Source organism: Lactobacillus selangorensis (assembly GCF_001437205.1).
In the GTDB taxonomy this organism is placed as follows: domain Bacteria; phylum Bacillota; class Bacilli; order Lactobacillales; family Lactobacillaceae; genus Paralactobacillus; species Paralactobacillus selangorensis.
On sequence record NZ_JQAZ01000001.1, the window covers coordinates 416,019 to 428,456 of the forward strand.

Annotated in this window: 14 protein-coding genes and 1 riboswitch; of the genes, 1 reads left to right on the forward strand and 13 read right to left on the reverse strand. The window is 46.5% G+C overall.

Going from position 1 to position 12,438, the window contains the following annotated elements; translation table 11 throughout:
- Positions 1-130: 130 nt before the first annotated feature.
- The 9 genes from IV40_RS02075 to IV40_RS02115 form a co-directional block, all read right to left on the reverse strand.
- Positions 131-994: a cell division protein FtsQ/DivIB gene (locus IV40_RS02075; protein ID WP_057768701.1), complete on the reverse strand. Its 864-nt coding sequence runs from the start codon at positions 992-994 to the stop codon at positions 131-133.
- 20 nt (positions 995-1,014) lie between these two features.
- The gene (murG, locus tag IV40_RS02080; protein WP_057768702.1) at positions 1,015-2,112 is read right to left on the reverse strand and encodes an undecaprenyldiphospho-muramoylpentapeptide beta-N-acetylglucosaminyltransferase; all 1,098 of its coding nucleotides are present in this window, start codon (positions 2,110-2,112) and stop codon (positions 1,015-1,017) included.
- Positions 2,109-3,482 (reverse strand): UDP-N-acetylmuramoyl-L-alanine--D-glutamate ligase, encoded by a 1,374-nt coding sequence (gene murD / locus IV40_RS02085; protein ID WP_057768703.1) that lies wholly within the window; start codon positions 3,480-3,482, stop codon positions 2,109-2,111. The genes murG and murD overlap by 4 nt, the downstream gene beginning before the upstream one ends.
- Before the next feature lie 17 nt (positions 3,483-3,499).
- Positions 3,500-4,465, reverse strand: coding sequence for a phospho-N-acetylmuramoyl-pentapeptide-transferase (mraY, locus tag IV40_RS02090; protein WP_057768704.1), 966 nt, complete (start codon positions 4,463-4,465; stop codon positions 3,500-3,502).
- Between the two features lie 32 nt (positions 4,466-4,497).
- A complete protein-coding gene (locus IV40_RS02095) occupies positions 4,498-6,642 on the reverse strand; it encodes a penicillin-binding protein (protein WP_420843253.1) in 2,145 nt (714 codons plus the stop codon).
- Between the two features lie 20 nt (positions 6,643-6,662).
- Positions 6,663-7,043: a cell division protein FtsL gene (ftsL, locus tag IV40_RS02100; RefSeq protein WP_057768706.1), complete on the reverse strand. Its 381-nt coding sequence runs from the start codon at positions 7,041-7,043 to the stop codon at positions 6,663-6,665.
- Positions 7,044-7,058: 15 nt separating this feature from the next.
- A complete protein-coding gene (gene rsmH / locus IV40_RS02105) occupies positions 7,059-8,006 on the reverse strand; it encodes a 16S rRNA (cytosine(1402)-N(4))-methyltransferase RsmH (protein WP_057768707.1) in 948 nt (315 codons plus the stop codon).
- A gap of 19 nt (positions 8,007-8,025) precedes the next feature.
- Positions 8,026-8,457: a division/cell wall cluster transcriptional repressor MraZ gene (gene mraZ / locus IV40_RS02110; protein ID WP_057768708.1), complete on the reverse strand. Its 432-nt coding sequence runs from the start codon at positions 8,455-8,457 to the stop codon at positions 8,026-8,028.
- Between the two features lie 163 nt (positions 8,458-8,620).
- Positions 8,621-8,968 carry a DUF3397 family protein gene (locus tag IV40_RS02115; RefSeq protein ID WP_057768709.1) on the reverse strand — a complete coding sequence of 116 codons (348 nt, stop codon included), beginning with the start codon at positions 8,966-8,968 and terminating at the stop codon, positions 8,621-8,623.
- 134 nt (positions 8,969-9,102) lie between these two features.
- On the opposite strand from IV40_RS02115, the gene IV40_RS10565 reads away from it, so the two are divergent.
- Positions 9,103-9,216 carry a DUF4044 domain-containing protein gene (locus tag IV40_RS10565; protein ID WP_082617827.1) on the forward strand — a complete coding sequence of 38 codons (114 nt, stop codon included), beginning with the start codon at positions 9,103-9,105 and terminating at the stop codon, positions 9,214-9,216.
- 51 nt (positions 9,217-9,267) lie between these two features.
- Here IV40_RS10565 and thiT read toward each other — a convergent pair whose 3' ends face one another.
- The 4 genes from thiT to IV40_RS02135 form a co-directional block, all read right to left on the reverse strand.
- Positions 9,268-9,864, reverse strand: a complete 597-nt coding sequence (gene thiT / locus IV40_RS02120) for an energy-coupled thiamine transporter ThiT (RefSeq protein WP_057768710.1) — start codon at positions 9,862-9,864, stop codon at positions 9,268-9,270.
- A 52-nt stretch (positions 9,865-9,916) separates the two neighbouring features.
- A riboswitch (TPP riboswitch) is annotated at positions 9,917-10,014 on the reverse strand.
- Positions 10,015-10,075: 61 nt separating this feature from the next.
- Entirely contained in the window at positions 10,076-10,891 is an 816-nt protein-coding gene (locus IV40_RS02125; protein ID WP_057768711.1) for an amino acid ABC transporter substrate-binding protein, read from the reverse strand.
- Positions 10,875-11,528, reverse strand: coding sequence for an amino acid ABC transporter ATP-binding protein (locus IV40_RS02130; protein WP_057768712.1), 654 nt, complete (start codon positions 11,526-11,528; stop codon positions 10,875-10,877). The genes IV40_RS02125 and IV40_RS02130 overlap by 17 nt, the downstream gene beginning before the upstream one ends.
- An 18-nt stretch (positions 11,529-11,546) precedes the next feature.
- Positions 11,547-12,203: an amino acid ABC transporter permease gene (locus IV40_RS02135; RefSeq protein WP_156404204.1), complete on the reverse strand. Its 657-nt coding sequence runs from the start codon at positions 12,201-12,203 to the stop codon at positions 11,547-11,549.
- Positions 12,204-12,438: the final 235 nt, after the last annotated feature.

Consider the following 12,438-nt stretch of genomic DNA (forward strand, 5'->3'; position numbering starts at 1 on the left):
AGGAACCTCCTTGTTCGATTTTTGATTTTTAATTGAAATGAAAATAATTTTGTATAACTAAACTTGATTTTAACACAAGTGGCGCCGGTTTAGAAAGCCTTATTCAAGCGAATTTTGGGCCCTTTTACAATTATGAAGCCGATTCCGAGAAGGCCCCGATTTCTAGATCAATTCGCCCCTTCTTTTTCATCTGTTTGCGGATCGTTTCGTAATAAGCCATCTTACGGCTAAATGTTCGGATATCTGCGATTACTTGTGTGCCGTCATCCATATAAAGATAGATTTGATACGGATTGATATTATTATGAGTCAGCTGGATGGAAGCGATTTCATTCTGAACCCCACGTGGAATCTTCAGCACCCCGGTAATTGTTCGGGTTAGGAGCTTGCCCGATTTAAAGTTCAAATAGACTGGCACGTTCTTTAAAGGCGACGTCTGTGGCGTGGCTAAAATACGGCCATTTTCAAGCAACGGCCGATATTGGTCTTGTTTAACCTTAAAACTGCCGATCGTTGCATATTCAGTTACCTGCAAACGGACCGTATTCGGCAAACTGACACTGAAGGCGACTTTCTTAATCTGCGGATATTTTTGCTTCAGTTTGGCAATCATTTCTTTTTGATTTTGCCAAGCCGGAAGTACCATTTTTTTCTTGTTCAGCCCACTCGCCGATACGATTTCCTGACGGCTGACTGTCTGGGCACCCGTCACTTCAACATGGTCGACATGGCTCCAGGGCGAAACCCCATAAATCAATCCGATCAAGAGCAGCGAAAAGACACCTAACAAAATAATTAGGTGCCATTTCAGCTGATGATGACGCTGTTTCGTCAAATGCGGCAGCTCTTTGCTGAACTGTTTACGCCGGGTTTGGTGTTTCTTGGCCCGTTCTTGTTCTTTTTTTTGCCGTTGCTGATATCGTTCCCAGGGAGTCAGTGCCTCGGCAGGATCACGTTGTTCATTTGCATGTGACGCACGTGGATGCTTTGCCATCATGAATCCCTCCTTCTAAATCAATCAGTCAGTTCCTGCATCACGGCGATCAGCTGGTCAGAAGCATCTGGCACGCCCAACTGCTTAGCTGCAGTCGCCATTTGTTGGCGGGCATCTGCATCGCTCATCAGCTCGTCAGCCGCCGCCAACAGACTAGCACCGTCCAATTTATCTTCAGTGATCATTTTAGCGGCTCCCACATCTACCAAGCTTTGTGCATTCTTAACTTGATGATTATGGGTCACATAGGGACTCGGAATTAAAATTGACGGAATGCCGAGTGCGGTAATTTCAGCCAGACTCGTTGCACCGGCACGTCCTACAATTGCTGCCACATCAGGTAAAATTTCCGGCATGTCCTGAATATAAGGCACAGCAACCACATTTTTCCCCAGTTGAACGTCTGCTAATTGTTTTTGAATCGCATCATAATGCACTTGCCCTGAAGCAAATAAAACTTGGTAAGTGCGCTTGGAAAAGGCCGGCGCTGCTTCGACAAACGCCTGGTTAATCTTCTCAGCCCCACGACTGCCACCAAAAATCAATAAAGTCGGAATTGTTGCATCAAGTCCAAATTCCGACAAACGATCATTCGGCTTCATTCCGGCAACCTGCTGTGCACGGGGATTCCCAGTCATGACGACTTTCTTGTGCGGAAATTCATCCGCAACACTTGGAAAGGCAATCGCCACTTTATTGGCAAAATGGCTTAAGAACTTGTTCGTTACTCCAGCCACAGAGTTTTGTTCATGAACGATCGTTGGAATATGCAGCCGGGCCGCCGCAAACACAACCGCCCCTGAGACATAACCGCCCGTCCCAATCACAACGTCAGGTTTAAACTTCTTAACGATCTTTTTAGACCGCTGGACACTCTGAATGAATTCCGAAATGGTTTTGAAGTTTTCCAGCGACAAAGACCGTTTGAACCCTTGCACTTTAATCGTCGTAAAATGGATGCCTTGGTCCGGTACAATCCGGCTCTCAAGACCTTTTTTAGTCCCGACGTATAAAATTTCATTGTTTTTGGCAATGCCACGTTTCTTCAGTTCTTCGATCAAAGCGAGCGCTGGGTAGATATGTCCGCCCGTGCCGCCGCCTGAAACAATCACTCTCATGCTTTGCCTCCTGTCAATTTGTCGATCGCAGCAATATATTCATCGCCCCGTTGTTCCATGTTGACGTACTGATCCCAACTGGCACAGGCCGGCGATAAGACAATCACATCGCCGGGTTCACTGACTTGATAGGCAGCTGGAACAGCTGCACCAGCATTTTTAACGAGCTGGATATTGGTAATACCGGCTTCTACAGCTGTTTGCTTCAATTTTTCAGCCGTTTCGCCCCACAGCACAACCGCTTTGACATGTTTCTTCATCGGTGCCACCAGCGAATCAAAACTAATGTGCCGATCTAGTCCGCCAGCCAGCAGGATTTCTGGCTGGTTGAATGCATTCATTGCTACAATCGTTGATTCGTTATTTGTCGATTTGGAATCATTGTAGAATTTGCGACCTTGGTATTCCGTTACAAACTGCAAACGATGTTTAACGCCGCTGAAAGAAGTCAAAACGGCTTTGATTGCGTCATTCGTCTGCCCACCTAATTTAGCCACTGACAATGCAGCTAAGGCATCATCGATATTCTGCGGACCGGGAACCCGAACATCATCGGCCTTCATAATGGCGTCACCACGGAAGTAAAGCACACCGTCTTTTTCGTAAGCACCTGTTTCAATCTGATCTGTGCGGGAAAATGGCACTACAGTTGCTTTGGTCCGTTCTGCCAGCGGCCGTAATTTTTCTTCATCCCAATTCAAAACAAAGTAATCGTCTGCCGTTTGATTTTGGACAATCTTCATTTTGGCGTTGATATAATTTTCCATTGAACCATGGAAATCGAGATGAGCGGGATAAATATCCATCAGAACCGCAATATGCGGATGCAGCTGAGTCGTTCCTTCCAACTGGAAACTCGACAATTCGGTAACCATAACGTCATCAGGCGTTACTTTCTGAGCAACTTCTGTCGCCGGAATCCCAATGTTGCCCGCTAAATAAGCATGGCCCTTCTTACGGTCTTCATTGAGCATCATGCCGATCATCGTCGTCGTCGTCGTTTTTCCATTCGTACCCGTAATGCCGACCATTGGTGCTTCGGAGACTTCATAAGCCAATTCTGGTTCGGTAATAATCGGAATTCCTTTTTCTTGAGCACGCTTGACCATTGGATTATCGTAATGGATGCCAGGATTTTTAACCATCAATTCAAAATTCTCATCGAGTAATTCCAAAGGGTGATGGCCGGTAATGACCCGCACGCCTTCGGAAACGAGTTCCTGAGCATCAGCATTATCGTCTAATTTCTTGGCATCATTGACCGTTACGAGTGCGCCTAATTTGACTAGTAAACGGGCCACATTGACGCCGCTTTTCCCCAAACCTAAGACTAAAACTTTTTTGTTTTCATACGTCTTGATCTTTTTCACGATTCAATTCTCCAATTCTATAAGAAAATCCATAAATAAAGTGCGGAACACACAATTGCAAAAGCCCAGAACGACAAATCGATCTGCCATTCATTCCAGCCGCTCATTTCAAAAGCATGATGGATCGGTGTCATTTTGAAAATCCGCTTTCCTGTCATGTGGAACCAGCTGACTTGCAGCATGACACTAGCCGTTTCAATGACATAAACTAGCCCAATCAGCAGCAGTGAAAACTCACGGTGCAGCAGGATGGAAATAGCTGCCAAAGTCCCGCCCAAGGCAAGCGAACCGACATCGCCCATGAAAATCTTAGCCGGTTTGTGGTTGAATAGCAGGAAGCCGATCAACCCGCCGATCACAGCCAAACACACCACTAAAATACCGTCATTTTGTTCATGAGCCGCAATAATCGCATACGTTGCAAATGAGATGATTCCTAAGCCGGAAACCAGTCCATCGATTCCATCGGTCAAGTTGACGGCGTTTGAAAAACCGATCAGCCAGAACAACACGAACAAACTATAAATAATCTTGTTGGTAATTGCACCGATTCCGGGAATCATCAGTGTATGCGGCAATTTATCTGCATAGTAGACCCATAAGAAAATGATTCCGCCAAGCAGCTGTCCGCTTAGTTTTTGCAACGGTGTCAATCCTTCGTTACGTTTCTTGGCCAATTTGATGAAATCATCTAGGAAGCCGACGACACCATATAACAGCAAGATAAAGACGGTCAGCAGTAAGTTATGTGTCAGGGTTTGGGTCCAAGCACCGACCCAAAAACTGGTAATAGCGATTGCCAGAATAAAGACAACGCCGCCCATGGTTGGGGTACCGGACTTCTTCTCATGCCATTTGGGCCCTTCCTCACGAATCACTTGGCCTTCCTTTTTCATCCGGAAATAACCGATGAATAACGGCAGCAGGATGATCGTGATTGCAAAGCTGCTTACAATTGGGATTAACATCTTTCCAATTTCCATTGTTGTGTAAACTCCTCTTTCTCTCTATGGATTCATTCCTTCAAAGTCACAGTAATCGTTTCTTTTGAATTCAAAACCGACTTCGGCGCCAAACTTTGTTTTGCAACTGTTCCAGAGCCGCTGAACTTGAATTTCACACCGGTTAAGGTGCCGAGTTCTCGGACATCGGCCTTGCTCCAGCCTTTCATATCCGGCATTGTCATGGCCCCATTCGTCAGCAGATAAATATGACTCGAACTCGTCAGCTGTTCGCCAGCACGTGGTAATTGCTGGACGACCCGATTGCCAGTCCCGATAGTGGTCGTGGTTAAATCTTGTTTCTGCATCGTTGTTTGGACACTTGTCACACTCTTGCCCGTCACAGACGGCATCGAGGTGATTGGTTCACTCGTCGAATCGGTCGTCGCATCTGAATCATCAGAAGACGATAAGGCCCGTTTCATCATCGGATTGAAGACTTCGGACAGGATTTTTTCAGCCGCTTCGGACATGTTGCCAGGCTGCTTCATCGTAATGTACAAAATGTACTTCGGATTTTTAGCCGGCGCCATGCCAGCAACCGAGAAGATGTAATTCGAATCACCGGTCAGATAACCACCCTTCGGATTAGCAATCTGTGCCGTCCCAGTCTTGACAGCCACTTTATAGCCCGGAATCTTATAGACGCTCCCAGTCCCGTAGCTCTTATAAACAACGTCTTCCATCGCTGATAAGACCTTCGAAGCAGTCTTCTTGGTAATTGGCTGGCTGACTTCTTGTGGTTTGTAAGTCGTCGTCTTCCCAGTATTTGGGTTGACAATCTTGCTGACAATCTGCGGTTTCATCATCTTGCCGCCATTTCCAATTGCCGTTAAGCCCTGCACCATCTGCATAGCGGAGACATCGACCCCTTGTCCGAAAGCGGTCAAAGCCTGATCAAGCGGTTGTTTGTACTGAATCGAGCCACTGACTTCGCCTGGCAAACCAATATTGGTCTTCTTGAGGAAGCCGAATTTTTTCAGATATTCTTTCCAAGTGGCTTTGCCCATGCCTTGTTCGATTTTAACAAATCCAACGTTGCTTGACCGGGTAAAGGCTTGTGAAATTGGAATTGTGCCCCAACCGGCTGTGTCCCAATCATTGACTTTAGTGCCGTCGATTTCAACAGAACCAGACTGATAATAATCGTTGGGATGATATTTGCCGGAATTGATGGCCGCCGACAAACTGAAGACTTTCATGACGGACCCCGGTTCGTAAGCATCTTCCACTAGCGTATCCCGCCAAACAGTACCAAGCCCAGCTTGCGTTTGAGCATTGAAGGTCGGTCGCTGAGTTGCTGCTAAGATTTTCCCAGTCTTCGGGTCAATTAGAATGGCGTTCATACTGGCGGGCTGGTACTTGCGATTGACCTTTGACATCAGGCTCTCCAGATAGCTCTGCAGCCGGGAATCAATCGTCAGGTAAATGTTGGAACCATCCTTCGCCTTAACCGTTTTGCTGGGCCGATTATCCAGTTTGTAGCCGTAAGAATCGACCTGTGATTTCTTGTAGCCGTTTTTACCAGCTAAAACAGTATTGTACTGCTTTTCAAGCCCCATTGTCCCGACTAATTTGCCGCTACTCTTGGTGCTCGAACTAACTTGCCCAATCAGATGCGAGGCAAAAATGCCATTCGGATACAAACGGGAAGGCGTATTGGTAAAGTAAATTCCCTTTAAATGATGCGCCGTAATGGCATTCTTAATATCAAGCGTCAGATTTTGGCCGGCACTCCCGAATTCAACTTGAAAGGCATTTTTGTTTTTGGGATTCAAGTACGCCAAGATTTTTTTCTGTGACAGGGACAGGTATTGACTCAGCACCCGTGCCACTTTTTTCTTGTTTGTCACATACAGCGGCTTATTCGTTGTGCTGACATAATCTTTATCAATCACCGCATAAATGGAATACGCATTGGCATCTTCCGCAATTGGATTGCCGATGGCATCATAGATTGTTCCCCGCCGGGCCAAGATCGTCGAGTCGTCCGTATATTTTTGTTTCGAACGTTCGGTCAAATTAACATGGTCCGCCGAGCCGCCGACGACGAGATAAGAAAAACGAAAGACAAAGACTAAAAATACCGCTACCATCACTGCTAGAACTGCGATTCCAGTCCGTTGACGATTGCTATGTGCATTTTTAGATTTCATCATTCGTTTTTTTCTTGGCTGCTTCATTTAGAGACATTCCTTATATTCGATTCGTGGAGCTTCAACCCCTGTTGCTGGGCAATATATTCAAGCCGATCAGCACTGGATAACTCACCAATCTCTTGTTTTAACGTATTATTGCTGTTTAACGCAGTGGTGCTCTTTTGAGCCACATTTTGCAGATCGCGCTGTGCGGTAGCGATTTGATTTTGAACCGAAACGGTCATCAGCATCATGACCCCGACTGCCACACCAATAACAGTCATTAAACATTTTTCAAACGCAGAAACAGCAACATGTTGCGGCTGCCTTTGCGATTGTGTATGTATTTCAGGAACTTCCTGCTGGCGCTCCTTACGAACGGGCGCCGCATATGAATAATCGCGAGCTGTGTTTTCCGCCACAGTTTTCACACTCCTTTACTTTTGATTCACTTTCTCTGCAATGCGTAACCGCGCACTGTGCGCACGGTGATTCTTTTCTGTTTCCGTCTCAGACGGTAAAATCGGTTTTTTAGTGATAATTTTTAATTCTGGCAATTGGTCTTTCGGAATTACCGGCAAGCCCTGCGGCACATCCGGCATCGAAGCATGTTCTTTAAAAATATGCTTTGTAATTCGATCTTCCTGCGGCTGGAATGTGATCACACTGATTCGTCCGCCGAGCTTCAGCAAATCGATTGCTTCTTCCAAAGAATCTTCGATTGCCCCCAATTCATCATTCACGGCAATGCGAACTGCTTGGAAAACGCGTTTTGCTGGAAAGCCGCCAGTCCGCCGAGCTGCGGCTGGAATGGCACTCTTAACGAGTGCTGCCAGCTGCGTTGTCGTTTCAATTGGGGCTTTCGCCCGCTCACGTTCAATTTTGCGTGCAATCGGTTTGGCAAATTTTTCATCACTATAACGATAAAAAATCCGGACCAAATCTTGGTAGGACCATTTATTGACCACCTCATAAGCAGTCAATTCCTGTTCCTGATTCATGCGCATATCGAGCGGCGCTTCAAAGCGGTAACTGAACCCTCGACTAGCATCGTCAAACTGCGGAGAAGAAACTCCTAAGTCATACAAAATGCCATCCAATGCTGTTACGCCCTGCTGTGCCAAGGCCGCCTTCAAATTGCGAAAATTATCATGAATCAGTGTGACGGTGCCCGCTGCAATTTCCGGCTGCAGACGCTGCGCACTTGAATCAATCGCCTTTTGGTCCTGATCGAAAGAATAGAGATGGCCCGTCGTCAGCTGTTTCGCCAAATATTCGCTATGACCGCCGAGTCCCAGCGTGGCATCAACGTAGATCCCATCCGGTTTCACATTCAATCCATCGACCGTTTCTGCTAATAAAACCGTTTCGTGTGTATAAGCCATCCCCTCATCCTTCCTGTGCTTAAAAGTCGATGTCAAGCAAATTTTCTGCAATATCATCAAAGTTTTCTGCGGTAGTCGCAGTAAAGTCATCCCAGCGTGATGCGCTCCAGATCTCAATACGATTCGAAACACCGGCAACGACACACTCTTTTTTAAGTGCGGCGTGTTCACGCAGCGTTGTCGGAATATTGATTCGTCCCTGTTTATCAAGAGTGCAAGTCGCTGCAGCTGAATAAAAGAAACGGACAAACGCACGTGTATCGCGCTTATTCAGCGGCAGTTTTTTTAATTGCGCCGCTACGTTCTCCCAAGCAGCCATTGGATAACCGAATAGGCAGCCGTCCATCCCACGAGTCAACACAAACGAAGCGCCTAATTCCGTCCTGAATTTGACAGGCATGATTAGTCGTCCTTTTGAATCGATCGAATGATGAAATTCACCCATGAACATTGCCTACACCTCGGCCTTCGCTACACAAAGTTTACCACATTCCCCCACTTTCTACCACAAGGTTGCTAAAAAAAGGGGTAAATCGTTATAAAAAAATAAAAAAGACACGCGAAAACGCGTATCTTTTTATTTTTGAACAACTATTTTCGTTATTTTGAAGCGGTTACTTGATAAAAGTAAGTACAATCACTAAAATCAGGAGCCATAACACCGTCAAGGCGAAGGCAAAACGCCATAATTGATGCAAAAACGGCCAAATCAATAGTTCGCCTTCCCGCAAGCCGCGATATAACGTCCAAATGATGGCAAAAATGACGATTACGATCGCCAAATAGGCAACAGCCATCCCACCAAAACGAGCCTCGCTCGCCAGCCAGCCGCTGACCCACAAAAACGGCAGCCAGACATCTGCGACCGCGACCGGACGAGTTCGTTTGCGGGTGATCCGATGGCAGAACAACCCCAGCAGAAGACCAGCAATCAAAACGGCAACACTCCAGTTCAGCCACATGCAACTCTTTCCCTTCTGTCGATACTTTTGGTTCTATTGTAATCGTTTTAGACCAGAATAAAAAGGAGACGCTGTTGAAGCGTCCCCTACAAAAGTGTTAGACTATTAGCAATAAACACACGGAGGCACGTTCTGTGAAGAAAAAACCAAAAAGCACCTTTACAAAAATCACACAAGTTTTTATTTGGATGATGATTATCATCACCGTTGCTGGCGTCGTTTTAGGCGCAGCGAGTGCCTTCTTCTAAAACAAGGCAGTTAAAAAGAGTGCGGCGCAACGCCGCACTCTTTTTTGATGGTTAAATTGCCGCTACATTCTGGGTATCTTTAGGCATAAACAGCTGCGGCATCGTCACCACTAAGGCGACAACAATCACAGCGGTCATGATGAAACCGACGATTGCACTGCCGCCATTGATCGTGAGCGAATACAGCCACGCATTCATCCCTTTTGGTGCATATGAACCCCAGTAGATCGCACCGGCCAGAAAATGAAAGAAATATTTGACGATCACGGCTAAAAAGGCGCCCCAAATACTATATCCGACCATTTTCCGATGATCATGCGCCTGAATGGCTCGATGCAGACCCGGCATGGCCAGACCAGCACAGCCGACCGCTGCAAAGGCAATTGGATATTCAATAAAGCCTTGCAGCGGATTTAAGACGCCACCGGTACTAAAACCACGCAGCACTAAATCTAGGATGCCCCAGATCAAACCACTGAGTAATGCGGGCCGGAAACCCCGCCGCAATGCGTATAACGTCAATGGCACCAGCCCCAATGACACCTCGATTGCCGACGGTCCAACGGTGTGCGGCACGTATTCCAGTGCCATTGCCAAAGCCGCAATAATTGCGCCTTCAACCCCAATATGCAATTGTTCTCGATCCATACAAAAACTCCTCCTTTATGATTTTGAAAAAACCGACCACAAAGAAGGAGTATAAAAACTCCATCACAATTCCTACGCTCGTATTAACGAACAGGTTCGAAGGGTCTGATCTTAATCACTCTCAGCACAATGGCTCCCCTTTGTGATGGCTATTCAATTAGGATAGTTTAAGCATACAAACTTTTGGGAACACTGTCAATCCATCAGACCATTATGGTTTAACTGTATCGTCTTCGCCGAACCATTTTTCTGAAATGCGCCGCATCGTCCCGTCGCGATATAACGCCGCAAACGCCTGATTGATCTTCTTTTGCAGCGTTTTATCCGACTTGCGCATCCCGACTGCAAAATCTTCCGGTTGGAACGGCGTTGCGGTGACCCGATACCGGTCACCGTTCTTCAGATGCGCCAAATAATACTTGGCGTACACACTATCGATTAGAAGTCCCTGAATCCGACCAGCCTGTAAATCAAGAAATGCTTCATTAAAGTTGTCATATAAAACTGGCGTCTTTTTAGCGATCTTATCCTTCAGCAGCTGCGGCTGGGCATCGAGACTTGTCAAACCGGAAGAACTCGTCTGAACGCCTAACGTTTTGCCTTTCATATCATTGACCGAATCGATGTGCGCTTTCTTGTCGGAAACGAGCACCTGGTGGTTCTGTAAATACGTATCGCTGAACGCCACCTTTTTAGCACGTTCGTGATTAACGGTGTACCCATTCCAAATCAAGTCGATCGTCTGATTTTTCAGTTCGGTTTCTTTCATCGACCAGTCGATCGTCTGAAAATCGACTTTAATCCCGTAACGCTTAAAAACGGCTCGGGCTAAATCGATATCATAACCGGCCAGCTTGCCGTTTTTCTGGCGAAAGCCCATCGGCACAAAACTGTCATCCATGCCGATCACAACTGTTTTACGCTGTTTAATCGTCGACCAGGAATCCTGTTTTTGCGAAACACGGGCACAGCCGCTCAGGGCAGTGACAAGCAAAAGGGCCAGAATGATTTTAACGGCTCTGCGCATCCCCATCGCCTCCTTCGAGTGCTGCAACTTGATAGATCTGATCGGCAATCTTGCGGGCAAAATCAAGGTCATGGGTAACAACCAACTGGGTTACGCCGTCTGCCTTCAGATCGAGCAGCAGTTCCGCCACCTCATCCCGCATCGCCGGGTCCAAAGCCGAAGTCGGCTCATCATACGCCAGAATCTGCGGCTGCATTGCTAAAGCACGAGCAATCGCGACCCGCTGCTTTTGCCCGCCGGATAATTGGTATGGATACTGCTGGGCATGCTGCGTCAAACCGAGTTTGCTTAACAAGTCCGCCGTCCGCTGCTTCAAAGTTGCCGGGTCCTCTTTTAAAACGAGCTGGGGTGCCAATGTAACGTTTTGATCAACCGTCAGCTGCGGAAACAACTGAAAATCTTGGAAAACAACACCAATGGCACCTTGTTCACTCATCGGATCGTATTCCTTGCCGTCAAGGAGGAATTGGCCAGCATCGACGCTGGTCAAGCCGGTGATGGCCCGCAGCAATGTCGTTTTACCGGCGCCGCTCGGTCCGACAATACATAAAATATCGCCGTTGGGAATTGTTAAATTGACATCGTCCAAAATCCGACGATCACCGAAGTTTTTTGAAATTCCTTTTAATTCAAGCATTTCTTATTCCTCCTTTGCTTACCGATAAAAACTATAGTGCTGTTCGATTTTCTTTAACCCATACGTCAGAACGGCGGTCATCAGCAAATAGACAACTGCCACCAACAGCAATGGCACTAAGCTGACATCACGAGCACTGGCCACGTTTCCGGCCCGTAACAAATCGCCTAACCCGATGACATACACCAACGAGGAATCCTTGATTAAATTGATGACTTCATTGCCGATGGAAGGCAGCACGATTTTATTGACCTGCGGAATGATGATTTTACGTAACGTTTGCGTATAGGACAAACGCAAGACCTTTGCGGCTTCGTATTGGCCGGGATCAATCGATTGAAAACCTCCTCTGAATATCTCGGCAAAATAAGCAGCATAGTTCAATACAAAGGCAAAGAGTGCAGCATTATAACGGGGAAAGACAATGCCGATAATTGGCAGCCCATAAAAGACAAAAATCAGCTGCAGCAGCAATGGGGTCCCCCGCATCAGCCAAATATAAAAATTCAACCCGTACCGCAATAATCGCAGTAAAAACCGGCGGCTGCGCTGCGAAATTCCCAAGCTGACAAGAATCCCTAACGGAATGGCTAAAATCAATGTCAATCCAAAAATGCTTAATGTCATTTCGGCACCGCTTAATAAGGATGGTGCAATTTCAAGAATATATTTCATGGCGATCTCCTTCTTTCATACAAAAAAACGTCCTTTAAAGAATAATTTCTTTAAAGGACGTTCACACGTGGTTCCACCTTTATTTGCTTTTTGTTCACACAAAAAACCTCATGCAGTTCCTAACAAAAAAGCACCCACTCGAATCAATCTAGATTCAAGAGGGTGCGTCGGCACGGTTCCACCTCAAGGTTTATGACCTTCTCACAAAGGCCACCTTATGTAGTTGTTAAGAACT